This is a genomic window from Cuspidothrix issatschenkoi CHARLIE-1 (assembly GCF_002934005.1).
GTDB lineage: Bacteria > Cyanobacteriota > Cyanobacteriia > Cyanobacteriales > Nostocaceae > Cuspidothrix > Cuspidothrix issatschenkoi.
The window spans coordinates 1-14,961 of sequence record NZ_PGEM01000091.1 but is presented as its reverse complement, the minus strand read 5'-3'; the positions used below and the strand labels follow the sequence as shown (position 1 = coordinate 14,961).

The window sequence follows — 14,961 nt, the reverse complement described above, 5'->3', positions numbered from 1 at the left end:
CAATGTTCAGAAATGTTGAATGTCGTTACAAAACTTTACATAATTACCAATTACCCATTACCAGCATTAACAGATATGATAAGTGTTCAACAAAACATGATATCAAATACCAACAATTTAGTTATTTACATGATTTATACTGTCTGACGCGGTTAGTGAGCTTGCCGAACCACACCCTAGCAATGTGGTAGTTGGGTAAGTCCTGGGTATTTTAGGGTGCATGAGGATGAAATCTGTTTTGTTTCAAAACTTAAAACATTCTGAGCAATTACTCAATTGCATCAAAATAAAATTACTGCCAAAAGTAGTGTGTAATTGCCAAAAATATAGGTTTTCATCAAACTTATGTTTTTTATTTAGTAAAGTTTAATTGCAAATAGATCCAAACCAAATTAAAGCTGTTATTCTAATAATGGAAGCAGATAGAGCTTCCCTGGCAGATACAACAGCTAGAGAGAAAAGAAGACAAAGAACGTCAGTTAAGTTAAGAGGTAAGAAAGCTGTTTAATTTACATCTGTCTCGTCAACAAACAACAACACCCACCGCGAAAACTAATATTCCCTCAGATGATTGAAAACAGGGGGCGCTGTAACTGGTTTCCATCGCTTGTTTATCAAGATGGTGAAAGGTAGTACATCCCTGGCTAGAATAAACAGGAGGAGGGAATGGGGAAGTGAGTAGAAGGCTGGGTGTTGTTGTTTGTAAATTTGTACTAGAATTGAATAGTTAAGAGACAGTAAAAAACGGCGCCTTATGTCCATTATTGCGCTTAAAGCGTGGTATCTACCGGATTACGAACCGATTACAGAACTGGAAAAACGTCCTCCAGATATTCGGTTGAGTAAAAAAAGTTTATTAAAATCAGGACTGCGAGCAGACTTTTTAGAAGATAGCGACGCAGTAAAAATATCAACTTGGTTTGCACGCTACCTAGAAGGAGAAAATATTGAGTTTTATATTGAGGGTAGCGGTGGATATGCAGTTGCTAACATTGACTTAATTAGTCATGAAATCTATTTTACTAAACAGTCCATATTATCGCAATTAGATCCAATAATATATTTCTGTTATCAATCTGAATATCCTACAGCGAATGAACTGCTAAAAGAAGAATTAGTTGCCAGTTTAAATACTATCAATGAGAAATCGCGTTTTCCTTTAACATTAGTAGAATCATCCCGTCCTAAAAATGCTCCCATGCGTTTGAGTCGTACCAGCATGAGAAAAATTCGTAGGAGTTTATTATTTATTGCTGATACCACATCCATAACTACCATTGAGAGTCAAGAAACCAACCAACTCATTCCCAGTCCTTATGTGTGTTTAGAAATGGGGTATGCTTTGCACAGCAAAAGGTCTGAACAGATTTTACTCCTACAAATGCAGCGCCCAGAACTGGAAGGAGAATTTCCTTTTGATTTACCTACCCAACAATTTTTGCAATTTCAAGATAGGGATGAACTCAATCAAATGCTGACAGGGATGATTGAAACTCAATTAGTTAAGTTTAAACTATTCTAAGAGGTTGTTTTAAAAGTATTTAGGACTTACGCAAAAAACTCTCAAACTCTTATTCCTCTGTGTTATAGTCCGTCCTAGTGCGGATAGAACAATTGCAGTTAAATAATTTGTGATAAAAACCGCTTTGTTCTTTCTTCCTGGGGACTATTAAAAAATCCGTCAGGAGTCGCAGTTTCCACAATTACACCACCATCCATAAAAATAACACGATCAGCTACTTCCCGTGCAAATCCTACCTCATGAGTCACAACTACCATCGTCATCCCATCATTAGTAAGTGATCGCATCACGTCTAAAACCTCTCGCACCATCTCTGGATCTAAAGCTGATGTAGGTTCATCAAATAACATTATTTTTGGTTGCATAGCTAAAGCACGAGCAATAGCGACCCGTTGTTGTTGACCTCCAGATAATTGGCCAGGATATTTTTGTGATTGGGCTAAAATTCCCACTCTTTCTAATAATTGAATAGCTATTTCTTCGGCCTTACTTTTAGATATTTTTCTGACCCATATAGGTGCTAAAGTAATATTTTCTAACACCGTTAAATGGGGAAATAAATTAAATTGTTGAAATACCATACCCACTTCCTGACGAATGGCCTCAATATTTTTTAAATCATGAGTTAGGTTAATTCCATCAATAGTAATTGTTCCCTGTTGATATTCTTCTAGTGCGTTAAATGTTCTAATAAAAGTTGATTTTCCCGAACCAGAAGGTCCCATTAAAACTATAACTTCCCCTCTAGCTACTGATAAACTTACACCTTTGAGAACGTGAAATTTACCATACCATTTATGTACATCTTTAGCAATAATGATTAATTCTGAATTTGATGTTGTGATACTCATTTTTATTAACTCCATTTAGATAGTGCAAATAATTAATAAAAGATTTTAATTCTCGTTTTTGATATTGCTAAACTCCTACAGGGTTTCCAACTTCCTAGCAGTAATAGCCATTACATAACAAAATACCCAATAAATGACTCCAATGAATAAATAAACTTCTGCATATCTCCCTAAAAATTGCGGTTGTGCTAATATTGATCTGGCCATTCCTGTTAATTCTACTAACCCCACTAATGACAGTAAAGAAGTATCCTTAAATAACCCGATAAATTGCCCTACAATAGCCGGGATTACCGCTTTTAGTGCTTGAGGTAATACAATGAATATAATTATATAGGGAGTATTTAATCCTAATGCTTTACCCGCTTCTATTTGTCCTTTAGGAATTGACTGTAAACCTCCTCTGACATTTTCGGCCATATATGCCGCACTAAATAATGTTAACCCTGCAATACCTCTAAATAAACGATCTAATCGCAGATTCTCTGGTAAAAATAAGGGTAACATAACTTGGGCTAAAAATAGAATACCAATTAATGGTAATCCGCGCACAATTTCAATATACAAAATAGAAAACCAGTGAATTATCCCTAATGTACTTGTTCTTCCTAATGCGAGTAATACTCCCAATGGAAAGGAAAGTACAATACTCACTATAGCCATTAGTAATGTTAGTAGTAAACCATTCCAGAAGTTTGTAGAAACAGGTTTTAAACCTAAACCTCCTCCAATTAACCAAAGAATTAGCGGGAAGGATAATAACCATATCAATGATGTCCAAGGTTTGATTTTATTAGGGAATTTTCTCCCTGCGAAAAGTCCTCCTAATGATAAAATTGTGATAGCAAATAGCCGAATTTTATCAACTGCCTGTAGTGGGAGAATTAATAAGACAATAATTCCACAGAAAGCAGCAATACTAAAATCACGTTTTGTGAATATTTTTTGTTGTTTGAATATTCCTATTGTCATACTAGTTAAGGTTGTGGTTATTGCTAAAATAACCCAAATACGCCAATATAAACTTTTAGGAAATCTTCCTACTAGAAATAAATGCAAATTAACTTGTACTACTTCCCATTGTGATAGGGTAATTAACCAATTAGCAAATCCTTGAAATATCCAAAATATGAATATTATTGATAGAGTTGATAATAGACTATTGTACCAGTTGTTAAACAGATTTGTTTTTAACCAATTAAGTTTGTTATTTATGATATTATTCATGTTTTTTTGTTGTATTTTAGATTTTTATAGCAGTTTCCGAAGGTATGAGGTACACATTTTGCGGACAAGATGCCCGCACCAAAAAAGTTTGATTAATCCAGTTTGTACCCCATATGAAATATGCTGTAATTGATTTAGGACTTACGCAAGATTTGTTTGAAACTCTGTTTCTTACGTAGGGGTGATTCATGAATTACCTCTGCTTTTGACTAATAATATAGTGTGTTATGCTGTTCCTAAGACACCCTAAGACTTATCTTTCTTTAATTTGCACAGCATGGTTAAATTGGTTCATTACTAATGAAATCGTTAAACTTAATGTGAGATATGTTAACATAATTAAGATCATTACTTCTACGGCTTTTCCTGTTTGGTTAAATGTGGTAGAAGCAACAAAATAAATATCTGGATATCCTACTGCAATTGCTAAACTGGAGTTTTTTGTTAAATTCAAATATTGACTAGTTAAAGGTGGAATAATAACCCTTAGTGCTTGGGGTAAAATTACAAATCTCATGGCTAACGTAGGGTTTAAACCAAGAGACTTTGCTGCTTCCCATTGACCTTTTTCTACGGATTTAATTCCACCTCTGACAATTTCTGCAATAAACGCCCCAGTGTAAAATGTTAACCCTAATAACAATGTAGAAAATTCTGGAGTTAAGGTGAAAAAAGGTATTTCTATGCCACTTTTACTTAAATTTACTAAACCTAAAATACTGACTTTATTTGCAGCTTTGGGAAAACTCAAAAATACCGCAAAATACCAAAATAACAGTTGTAGTAATAGTGGTGTATTTCGGAATATCTCCACATACAATAAACTAATATTCCGGACTAACCAATTATCTGATAGTCTAGCAATTCCCGCAGTTAAACCAATAATTGAAGTTAAGAAAACTCCTAAAATTGCAATACGTAAAGAATTAATTAAACCTACCCATAAAGCTAACAAATAAGAGTCTGTCGGTTTGTATTTAACTAGCTTTTCCCCAATATCAAAAGATGCTTGTTGTTGCAAAAAATCAAAACCAAAATTAATTCCTAACTGTTGTAAATTACGGTTGACATTCATCACGACTATAGTGAAAATAGCAACTACTAAAAATACCACAATTGCTTGAGTAAGATTTTGCCAAAAGCGTTGACTACGCCATAATGGAACTTGAGAATCATTCATAAATTACAAAATGATGAGCCTTGATAAATAGTGATATATTACCGAAAAGGAGGAGCATAAAGCAAGCCATTTTGATTCCATAATTGATTTTGTCCACGTGGTAAATTAAAGCTACTTTTTGTTCCCAAATTTCGCTGATATATTTCCCCATAATTACCGACGTGTTTAATAACATTAAAAGCAAAATCATTAGTTAGACCTAAACCAGCACCTAAACTTCCTTCTACTCCTAAAAAACGTTTAATTTCTGGATCAGAACTATTTTTTAATTGGCTAACATTTTGGGAATTGATACCTAATTCCTCAGCCTTAATTAAAGTATAGACAGTCCATTTGACAATATCACTCCAACGAGTGTCACCTTTTGCGATCGCAGGTGCAAGAGGTTCTGAAGAAAGTACATCATTTAAGATAAAATGATCATTGGCTTTTGCTAAAGTAGAACGTCGAGACAATAAAGCCGAACGATCCGCAGTCACAGCATCACAACGTCCTTCACTATAAGTTGCAAAGGTAACATTTACATCTTCAAAAACTACGGGTTTATAAGTAATATTGCGCTTCCGCATTTGATCTGCTAAATTTTGTTCAGTAGTAGTTCCCGTTTGCACACAAATAGCCTTATCTTTTAAATCCTTAAGAGACTTAATACCGCCATTTTTCCGCACCATTAAACCTTGACCATCATAAAAAATAACCGGTGCAAAATCCAGACCTTGGGCGGTAGCACGGCCAAAAGTCCAACTAGTATTGCGACTGAGAATATCCACCTCCCCAGTTTGCAAAGCTGTAAATCTTTCCTTAGAATTGAGTGTCCGATATTCCACCGCATTTGGGTTATTAAAAATACCTGCTGCTATGGCGCGACAAATATCTACATCAATACCGCTATATTCCCCATCAGTACCGACAAAACTAAAACCTGGTAATTCCCCGCTAATACCACAAACTAATTGTTTACTTGCTTTAATTCTTGACCACAGATCACGGGTAAGAGGTTTACTGGTATTGTTAGAGTTAGGATCACAAGCAGCTAATATTAAAGCTAATGAGGTCAGCACCAACAAACGAGCTAGTTTAGATACATATTGATTCATCCTCAACATCCCCACAATAATATATTTTTAGCCATTATCGCTGAGTGAGTATATGAAATAATCATCATCAATTAATCCAATGTACTGGTTATAACTAGGACTTACGCATTGACAGGATCAACCAAATATGAGGTATGGGTTTCGGGCATTTTAACGTGATTTTTTAATTATTTTTGGGCGATAGCGAAGCGCTGCTGCAAGCAGTTCGCTATTGATCGGAAGTTAATCGCCAAAAGCCTGAAACGACGGATTTTCGTTTATGCACATCATGGTGAATTTGTACAGTGCGTAAGTCCTATATAAATACTATTCCCAATTCCCAATTCCCAATTCCCAATTCCCAATTCCCAATTCCCAATGAGTAAAGATTTACCATATATCGTCCCGTCACCTCAACCGGAAGCTGAGGAAGTGTTTGCAGTTCATCAAACATCCCAGGAATTTTATCAAGAAGTTAATGTCCGATTAGAATTTAAAAAACATTGCGAGTGGTATCAGAAAACTGCAACCCAAAATCGTCGAGATTTAGGGAAAATGCGGCGCGAAATCAATATTATGTCATGGTTTTGTCGCCGCTAATTGGTGATTTATATTGATACCTGCTAATTTAGGTAATACAGGGTAGTTTTTACTTATCCTGTGGTCGTGATCGGAGTAAATATAATGACTGGATTTAGCTTGGGAAATAATGATGTCGTTTCCATAGACAGAAAAAAGAGTCCGTTAGGGTTTTCGACTTTTAAAGTTATAGAACTAACGGAGAATTTAGCCAACAGAATGGGACAGGAATTTGATAACGAAACCCTTGCAGCTTGGATTTTAGAGGGAATACCATGTGAAGCCATGGAAACAACTGGGGGGGGGTGGCAAAAAGGAAAGGTGAGAATTTCGTTAGAATTTATACCTGACGATATAAGTGATAATCAATCTCAGAAGGCTTCCTTAATTCCATCACTGAAAAGAAATCCCCTTTTAGATGGTCTGCAAGCGGAACTATTGAACAACGAATAACAAAGCTGATTGTCATGGAGGGGTAATTGATAAATTACCCCTACTTTCATCGTGTTTTGCTTTAGTCCTAACTTAGATAACTTCTATTTCAAAATCGCGTAAATGAGCTTTAAATTTTTTACTAAACTGGACTAAAAAAGGGAAGTTAGCACTTACAGGTCTATCATGCCACTGAGTAACAACAGCTACTATTTCCCCTTCCGTTCCTTGGATGTCAAAAGCCTGACTGCGATGTTCAGGATGATGATAAACCACTACTGATTCTTTAACACGCACGCGATCGCCTACTTTCATAATATCTTATGTATCTAACTCTTGTTTTTCCTCAACCATCTCCACAGCTATTTTGACTGCAAAATCCAGCATGATTTAATGGCAAACCCAATTTTACAATAGATTGCGCTATTAAGCTGTGGGACAAACTTGTATATTTCTGATGGTTATCAGTTGTCCGTTGTCCGTTGTCAGTAGTAAAAATATTCTCCCCTGCTCCCCTACCTACTCTGGGCAAAATTTCCGTACTTTTTCGGGAAGTTGGCGACAGACTTGTTGGAAAGATTGAGGATATAATTCCCACCACGCAAATAAACTCACAGAGGTACTTCCCATTAGTAAGAGTAAGAATACAACAAATAAGACCCAACTCTTGCCTTGAGATGGTGGGATAGGTGTAGTGGCTTCTTCATTCAAACTCAAATTTAACAGGGCTTGGGAACTTGCGGCTAAATCGGTTTCTATGGGTGTGGAAACAATTAGCGCTTCTGCATCGGCAACGGCAAGAGGTGAGGGAGAAACAATTTCGGCTGGGGGTGAGGGGATAATTGCCATTGATAATGGTTCAGCCACACGGCAAAGAGTTAGCACCACAGAGATATTATCTTGGCCATTCTTTTCATTAGCCAGTTTAATTAATTCCTGGGTAGCAGCTTCTATGCTTAAATCACCAGTAAGGACGGGAATAGCGTAATCTTGCCAATATTGTGTTACTAAATTGCGATCGCTCAAACCATCCGAACAAAGTAATAAAATCCCATCTTCCTCTAAAATAAATCGTTGAATCGAAAAGTTAAGAAATTCTGCTTCTTTTGTGCCTAATGCTTGGGTGAGGGCGTTAGCTTCGGGTATTTGCAGCGCTTGACGATATAAACTTTTGCCTAAACCAACTTCTCGTTTAATCAGATTATCATCTACAGTTAAAAGTTGACAATAATTCTGGGTTATCCAATAAGCACGACTGTCACCAATATGCGCTAAATAAAGTTCATGGGAATTTTTGAAATGTTTTTCAGCAGATGTAATTATTCTTTGGGGTATCTGCAATGACATCACCAAAGTTGTGGCCATGCGTTCCTTACCCTGACGATTTTGCTCATCATTGCGTGACCAGACCACATTATTCACAACTCGCAAACAAGACTCTAGTTGCTGAGATAATAAATTCGGCGTTAACAGTTCTGTTTGTTCTCCTATCTCTGTTAATAAAGCCCGCATTTGTAACTTGAGAGATTGTAGTGCTAATTGACTGGCTACTTCACCACCTTCATGGCCACCAATACCATCACAAATAATTGATAATCGTGGTTTTAAATCATCATCTATATTGTTAGTATCACTAGGATAACAAGTATCTTCATTATGTTTGATAACTTTACCTCTATCCGTTGCTCCAGCTATGGTTAAAAATAAAGGTAATTCTGCGGCTGTTGTTAACAATAATTCATTGAGTTGAGCGTTAATATTCTCTAAATCAACTTCCTTTCCACACATTAACTGAACTATTATTTCTAACTTGGGGGCAATGGTGCTTTTTGCTGTTGTCACCCAAGACCGCCAAAAATTACCTAAATCTTGTAAAGTTGGTTGTTCTGTACTTCGATGTAATTCTAATAACCGAATACACCAACCTTGAACACATAAATTATCTGCTAATAGCAAACTCTGGGCAACTTGTAATTCTAATAACGGTGTCCACAATTGGAGAATTTGCCATAACCAGTAAACCTGTCTCACGGGAGATGCTTGTTCCCAGGAGTCGGTAATAGTTGGGTAAATACAGCCTGTTTCATCTATAGGGGCGTTTTCCAATAATAAAATATCACCATCTACTTCTGCTAAGGAAGTAAAACCATAAGCTTGGGGAATATGTAAGTGTTCTGAATATAAGCGTAAATAGGGAATAACTATATTTGGCAGTTGGGAGGGTATATCTGGTAATAGTGTAGGTTGAGTATCCAGCCAAATTTGCGGTTTAATGACTTCATATCTGTCAGCTACCTTTGTTTCTGGGGGAATTTGTGCCGCCTGATTGCCAGTTGCCCACAAATAGCGGTAAATTAGGGGAGTTTGACAGCGATCGCAAATAGTATCACCCACCGAGTTAATTGGCTGATCACATTCTGAATTTGGGCAATTAATAATCCGTTGGGTAGAAAGCATAATTAGAGGAGTTCAGGAGTCAGGAGTTCATGAGTAGAGACGTTCCAGTGGAAAGTCTGTAAAGCAATCAGCAGGAAGAAAGAAGTTAGAAGGATCTAGACTCTGAAAAAGTATTTTTGTTTTAATGATAGTAAATGCATATTTTTCTTATATTATCAAGGTTAGGACTTACGCACAGGTTACTAAAAACGAACCACAGAGGACACAGAGATCACAGAGGAATGAGAGTTTGAGAGGGTTTATGTGTAAGTTCTAAAGGTTTGAAGTTGATCAGGTTATCAGTAAATTTTCCCAGTTTTTGACCTCCACAAATGCAATAAATCCAAAATCTAAAATCCAAAATCGGATGTCTTTCGGTAGAATATTCTTCTGTTTGCAAATTAGTTTAAAGGAATCTGGGGAATTATGGCGCGTTTGGCATTGCTGAGTGTATCTAATAAAACTGGTATAATTGATTTAGCTCGTAGCTTAGTAGCAGAATTTGGCTTTGATATCATCAGCAGTGGGGGAACAGCCAAAACCCTGAAAGATGCGGGCATACCAGTTACCAAAGTTTCTGATTATACAGGTTCACCAGAAATTTTAGGCGGTCGGGTCAAAACTCTCCATCCTCGTATTCATGGCGGTATTTTAGCACGGCGAGATGTGGCGCAAGATGTCACAGATTTAGAAAATAATCAAATTCGTCCCATTGATTTAGTCGTTGTTAATCTTTATCCTTTTGAGGAAACCATTGCTAAACCTGGTGTTACCTTAGCTGACGCGGTGGAACAAATTGATATTGGTGGCCCGGCCATGTTAAGGGCATCATCAAAAAATTACGCTCATTTGACAGTATTATGTGATCCGGCTCAATATGGTGAGTATTTGCAAGAACTAGGTCAAAATGGGGCAGCGTCCCTAGAGTTTCGGCAAAAATGCGCCTTAAAAGGATTTTTACATACTGCTAGTTATGATAATGCCATTGCAGCTTATTTAGGTGGCATACAAGGTTCAGAGTTTACCATGTCTGGGACACAAATCCAATCTTTGCGTTATGGAGAAAACCCCCACCAACCCGCAGCATGGTATCAAACGGGAAGCACCCCCACAGGTTGGACAGCAGCAACCAAATTGCAAGGTAAGGAACTCAGTTACAATAATTTAGTAGATTTGGAAGCTGCACGGCGGATAATTGCTGAATTTACCGAAAGTCCCGCCGCGACAATTATCAAACATACCAACCCCTGTGGAACTGCGGAAGCAGAAACGATTTTCGACGCTTATCAAAAAGCCTTTAATGCTGATTCTATCTCAGCTTTTGGCGGCATTATCGCTTTAAACCGTCCTATTGACGCAGCCACGGCGACGGAATTAACGAAGACATTTTTGGAGTGCGTGGTTGCTCCTGGTTGTGATGAGGAAGCCCAGGAAATTTTAACTAAAAAGGGTAATGTCCGAGTTTTGATTTTACCAGATTTGCTAACTGGACCGAAAGAAACTGTCAAAGCTGTAGCCGGTGGGTTTTTAGTCCAATCTGCTGATGATATCATTGCCGATCCTACTCAATGGCAAGTTGTCACCGAACGTCAACCCACACCCAGCGAGTTAGCTGAATTATTGTTTGCGTGGAAAGTTTGCAAGCACGTGAAATCAAATGCTATTGTCATAGTGAGCGATCGCACAACATTAGGCGTAGGTGCTGGACAAATGAACCGCGTGGGTTCAACCAAAATTGCCCTCGAACAAGCTGGAGAAAAAGCCCGAGGAGCATTCCTAGCTAGTGACGGCTTCTTCCCCTTCGATGATACCGTCAGAGCAGCCGCAGCAGCCGGAATTACCGCTATTGTCCAACCCGGAGGTAGTCTCAAGGATAAGGACTCTATTAAAGCCGCAAATGAACTGGGTTTATTGATGGTTATAACTGGTGTACGGCACTTTTTACATTAGGTAATGGGTAATAGGTAATGGGTTTAGATGAACTCCTGAACATCAAGGTTGATGACTACGGCGAATTTCTGTAATTTGATCTGCCACATCTAAGATAGACTGGGGCATCTGAGAACCGGTGAGAATAATATCTAGATGGGAAGGACGTTGAGATAAAAAGTCTAATACCTCAGTTTCGGGAATACAGCCGAAATGTATGGCCAAGCTTAATTCATCTAAAAGCAATAAAGAATATTTACCTTCATTAACTACCTTTTTGGTGTGTTGCCAAAGCTCTTGGAGAGCTTTTTTTTCTGATTTTTCTAACTCTGGAGTATCAATAAAACGCAGCAAATCACAGCGAATCCAATCTAAATTTTGTCCCATTTGGATCGGTCGCTGGTATCCTTGTCCAATACCTCCTTTGAGAAATTGAACTATTAATACTGGTGTTCCTTGACCAGCAATTCTCAGTGCTTGTGCCATAACACTTGTAAAAAAGCTGCGTTGGGAACTTGTAAAAACCTGTACCAGTCCTTTAACAGAATATGGTAAACTCGGAGTCGAATTTAGACCTGGGGTTTCTAATTGGGCAACCATAAGACAAAGCTAAATCCTTACATCAATTTAATGATGTCACTAATTTCTATAATTTCAGCATATTTTTATAAAAAAAATGCCGAAAACCCCTGAAGATGGGGCTGACTCAGGAGGTCACACCTGGGCTTTAGACCTAGGATGAAGGCTAGTACCGCAGGGTGGAAGTCATGCATTCAAAAGTCAAAACGAACACAGTATAGGCTTTTGGGGATTTACAATTGTTGGTTTATTTACGCCGTGCTGTACTAGGGGCAGGATTTATCCTGCATTGACGTTAATTGTCTTGCTCTTCAATATATTTATTTTTTCACTGTTTCCGTGCAAACACCCATTGTATAATACTTACAAGTCGTAAACAATAAACCAATGATAGTTCTAGAATATAAAGTTGGTTCTTCAGTACCTAATATGCAAAATCTAGTCCAAAAAATTTCGGAAAGCTTGCTATACATAAGAAATAAGCCATAATTTTGAACATTATTACAAAATATTGCCTCTTTTCCCTGTTCCCTGTTCCCTGTTCCCTCTTTCAGAGTGGTTATTTAGCATAACAAGTACAGTAGAACCATAAAGTTAAGGGAAAACAACATTAATATAACGCCATAGACAATGCAATTCGGACTACCCAATTCGTTCGTAATAAAGCGATTAAATATTGGATGGATGCACCGCATGAGCTAAAAATTAATAAATTTGCCTTTAATAAATACTCTACTGAACTGCGGAAAGAATTTCCTTTCACTGCTGAATTAAACTCCATGGCTGTACAATCAGCCACAGAAGGGGCTTGGTTTGTTATAAGTAAGTGAACCGAAAAATTTAAAGGTATGTGAAGAAAAGTAAAATTGCCCAAAACTCTCTTTAACGCCAACCTACTTATCAAGGTTTTACGACAATTGCAAATCTAAAAGGATTGAATATTTTGCGGTTAAATTTGACAAAGTTGCTATAGCTGTAGCACCACATTACACTTCTCAAAAGTGTTCTAGTTGTGGCGTAATTGTCAAAAAGTCTCCTGAGCGATCGGTAATGATTTACTATAGCATTAGTCAATTTTATACTTGGAGAGTAGGTTTTCATGAGATTAGTGATTTTAGGAGGTTCAGGGTCAGGTAAAAGCACTCAAGCGCAAAGACTTTCTAAAGTTTTTAATGTGCCTTTAATTTCTACAGGTGAAACTTTAAGAGCGGCCATATATGGCAATAATCAAAATAATAATTATGGCGAATTAAATGATTTAGTTCTAGAAGCTAAACCTTATTTAGAACAAGGAGAGTTTGTTCCCGATGAAATGATGATTGAATTTATTAAAGTTCGCCTTAAACAACCTGATGTCAATGAAGGTTGGATTTTAGAAGGCTATCCACGCACAGCTTTTCAGGCAGAAGAATTAGATTTTTTATTAGAAGAGTTAGGGCAAAATCTCAATTGGGCAATTTATCTACAAGTTTCTGCCGCAGTTATGGTGAGTCGTTCTTTGGGGCGGTTACTTCCCGATGATCAACCGGAAATTGTCCAAAGGCGTGTAGAATTATTTTATGATCGCACTATCCCCATTTTAGAATATTATGATCACCGTCGTCACCTATTAACAATTAATGGTGATCGGTCACCAGAACAGGTAGAGCAAGAAATTTTAACCTTGTTAGGATAATCTATAAAGGTAAGGATTTAGGGAACAGGGAAGATCAAAGAAAAATGTTTTTCATGCTTCATTGTTCATTCTGATAGCGCGGCGTGGCGTTAGCCATACTCCTGAACTTCTGAATTCTTACCTACAAAGCAGTAAGCAAAAATTTTGAGGCAACATTCCATGGCTTGGCAGCGTCCTGACGGTAGAAAACCCTGTGAACTTCGTCCCCATAGCTTTGCTCCTAATTTTACCCGCTTTGCTCCTGGTTCGGTTTTAGCTAAATGTGGTGACACCCAGGTTCTTTGTACCGTCAGCGTGGCTGAGGGCGTACCTAAATTTTTGACCGGTAGTGGTAACGGCTGGTTAACGGCTGAGTATAGAATGTTGCCCTCAGCTACCCAAAAACGTCAGGAACGGGAATTAATGAAATTATCTGGCAGAACCCAAGAAATTCAACGTTTAATAGGTCGAAGTTTACGGGCTGCATTGGATTTTGAAGCCTTGGGAGAACTGACTTTAACTGTAGATGCAGATGTATTACAAGCTGATGCAGGTACAAGAACAATGGCCATTACCGGTGGTTTTGTGGCCTTAGCTCATGCTATTTCCCAATTATTACAGGAAGGAGTATTAAAGCGATCGCCTTTAATTGAACAAATAGCGGCGATATCCGTTGGCTTATTACAAGATGAACCGTTTTTGGATCTTAACTATGTGGAAGATGTAGCCGCAGATGTGGATTTTAATATTGTCATGAATCAAAAATTGGCAATTATTGAAGTTCAAGGAACAGCAGAAGCAGGTAGTTTTACCCGTCAGCAATTAAATCAACTTTTAGATTTTTCTGAACAAGGTATACAGAAATTATTACTTGCTCAAAAAGAAGCAATTCCTGATTGGAATAGTCTATTTTTGTAATTCCTGACCCTATTAAATGAGAATTGCTATAGGAATAAAATTTAGATGCGTAATAGCTGATCCCGTCCACGGCTATAATTATTAATTTGTCTGTTCAGTGAGAATTTCTAATTGCCTTTCCAACTTGGAATTTTATTTCATTCAAAAGATAGAAGTTATAATTCTGAGATTATATCTCTAGAATCATTAAATTTATGTAAATGACTTTTATAAAAAGATTATGACTGAATCATATTTGTGAGTGGAGGCTAAAAAGATGTCAAATCAAATTATCCTATCAGACCTATCTAATTCCTCTGAATTGTTCACAGAATTATCTATAAAAGAACAAGAAGTTTTAACAGGAGGACATGGCTGGGGACACCATGGCTGGAGACGCGTCTGGGGACACCATGGTTGGGGACACCATGGCTGGGGACACGGCTGGGGACATGGTTGCTAATTAGATAATCTCATCCAGCTACACACATTTATAGGACTTACGTACAACAGAAGGAAAGTAGGGGTAATTCATGAATTACCCCTAGGAAATACAGCATATTTCATTCAAATGAGATACAACCATAATCAAACTTTTG

General features: G+C 37.5%; 16 protein-coding genes and 1 pseudogene. 10 read left to right on the top strand and 7 right to left on the bottom strand.

Translation table 11 applies throughout. The features are described 5' to 3' along the window. A partial coding sequence (locus CUN59_RS21745; RefSeq protein ID WP_207765421.1) for a hypothetical protein occupies positions 1-191 on the top strand: 191 nt, incomplete at its 5' end. Between the two features lie 563 nt (positions 192-754). Beyond that, entirely contained in the window at positions 755-1,522 is a 768-nt protein-coding gene (locus CUN59_RS13245) for a hypothetical protein (protein ID WP_104388287.1), read from the top strand. A 98-nt stretch (positions 1,523-1,620) separates the two neighbouring features. Here the strand turns inward: CUN59_RS13245 and CUN59_RS13240 are convergent, their stop codons facing one another. From CUN59_RS13240 to CUN59_RS13225, 4 genes are all read right to left on the bottom strand, one after another. Continuing rightward, a complete protein-coding gene (locus CUN59_RS13240; RefSeq protein ID WP_104388288.1) occupies positions 1,621-2,373 on the bottom strand; it encodes an amino acid ABC transporter ATP-binding protein in 753 nt (250 codons plus the stop codon). 75 nt (positions 2,374-2,448) lie between these two features. Then, a complete protein-coding gene (locus CUN59_RS13235) occupies positions 2,449-3,600 on the bottom strand; it encodes an amino acid ABC transporter permease (RefSeq protein WP_104388286.1) in 1,152 nt (383 codons plus the stop codon). Between the two features lie 253 nt (positions 3,601-3,853). Next, positions 3,854-4,780 carry an amino acid ABC transporter permease gene (locus CUN59_RS13230; protein ID WP_104388285.1) on the bottom strand — a complete coding sequence of 309 codons (927 nt, stop codon included), beginning with the start codon at positions 4,778-4,780 and terminating at the stop codon, positions 3,854-3,856. A 38-nt stretch (positions 4,781-4,818) separates the two neighbouring features. Continuing rightward, positions 4,819-5,877 (bottom strand): amino acid ABC transporter substrate-binding protein, encoded by a 1,059-nt coding sequence (locus tag CUN59_RS13225; RefSeq protein ID WP_243406934.1) that lies wholly within the window; start codon positions 5,875-5,877, stop codon positions 4,819-4,821. A 357-nt stretch (positions 5,878-6,234) separates the two neighbouring features. Here CUN59_RS13225 and CUN59_RS13220 point away from each other — a divergent pair, with 357 nt between their 5' ends. Then, positions 6,235-6,456, top strand: coding sequence for a hypothetical protein (locus tag CUN59_RS13220; RefSeq protein ID WP_104388283.1), 222 nt, complete (start codon positions 6,235-6,237; stop codon positions 6,454-6,456). Between the two features lie 84 nt (positions 6,457-6,540). Further along, complete coding sequence (locus CUN59_RS13215; RefSeq protein WP_133164023.1) at positions 6,541-6,888, top strand: KGK domain-containing protein; 348 nt, start codon at positions 6,541-6,543, stop codon at positions 6,886-6,888. Positions 6,889-6,960: 72 nt separating this feature from the next. Here CUN59_RS13215 and CUN59_RS13210 read toward each other — a convergent pair whose 3' ends face one another. Both CUN59_RS13210 and CUN59_RS13205 read right to left on the bottom strand, forming a co-directional pair. Continuing rightward, the gene (locus CUN59_RS13210) at positions 6,961-7,182 is read right to left on the bottom strand and encodes a ferredoxin-thioredoxin reductase variable chain (RefSeq protein WP_104388281.1); all 222 of its coding nucleotides are present in this window, start codon (positions 7,180-7,182) and stop codon (positions 6,961-6,963) included. Between the two features lie 204 nt (positions 7,183-7,386). Next, entirely contained in the window at positions 7,387-9,324 is a 1,938-nt protein-coding gene (locus CUN59_RS13205; protein WP_104388280.1) for a protein phosphatase 2C domain-containing protein, read from the bottom strand. A gap of 405 nt (positions 9,325-9,729) precedes the next feature. On the opposite strand from CUN59_RS13205, the gene purH reads away from it, so the two are divergent. Next, complete coding sequence (purH, locus tag CUN59_RS13200; protein WP_104388279.1) at positions 9,730-11,253, top strand: bifunctional phosphoribosylaminoimidazolecarboxamide formyltransferase/IMP cyclohydrolase; 1,524 nt, start codon at positions 9,730-9,732, stop codon at positions 11,251-11,253. Between the two features lie 42 nt (positions 11,254-11,295). On the opposite strand, the gene CUN59_RS13195 is transcribed toward purH, so the two are convergent. After that, positions 11,296-11,832: a P-loop NTPase family protein gene (locus tag CUN59_RS13195; RefSeq protein ID WP_104388278.1), complete on the bottom strand. Its 537-nt coding sequence runs from the start codon at positions 11,830-11,832 to the stop codon at positions 11,296-11,298. 602 nt (positions 11,833-12,434) lie between these two features. Between CUN59_RS13195 and CUN59_RS22050 the strand changes: the two are divergent. The 5 genes and pseudogenes from CUN59_RS22050 to CUN59_RS13170 form a co-directional block, all read left to right on the top strand. Then, a pseudogene (locus CUN59_RS22050) lies at positions 12,435-12,638 on the top strand (RNA-guided endonuclease TnpB family protein); the annotation flags it as partial. A 106-nt stretch (positions 12,639-12,744) separates the two neighbouring features. Then, on the top strand, positions 12,745-12,948 hold the full coding sequence (locus tag CUN59_RS22670) for a zinc ribbon domain-containing protein (RefSeq protein WP_438501818.1): 204 nt from the start codon (positions 12,745-12,747) through the stop codon (positions 12,946-12,948). Beyond that, complete coding sequence (locus tag CUN59_RS13180; RefSeq protein ID WP_104388277.1) at positions 12,911-13,486, top strand: adenylate kinase family protein; 576 nt, start codon at positions 12,911-12,913, stop codon at positions 13,484-13,486. The genes CUN59_RS22670 and CUN59_RS13180 overlap by 38 nt, the downstream gene beginning before the upstream one ends. 159 nt (positions 13,487-13,645) lie before the next feature. Beyond that, on the top strand, positions 13,646-14,383 hold the full coding sequence (rph, locus tag CUN59_RS13175) for a ribonuclease PH (protein WP_104388276.1): 738 nt from the start codon (positions 13,646-13,648) through the stop codon (positions 14,381-14,383). 256 nt (positions 14,384-14,639) lie between these two features. Then, the gene (locus CUN59_RS13170; RefSeq protein ID WP_104388275.1) at positions 14,640-14,825 is read left to right on the top strand and encodes a hypothetical protein; all 186 of its coding nucleotides are present in this window, start codon (positions 14,640-14,642) and stop codon (positions 14,823-14,825) included. Positions 14,826-14,961 lie beyond the last annotated feature (136 nt).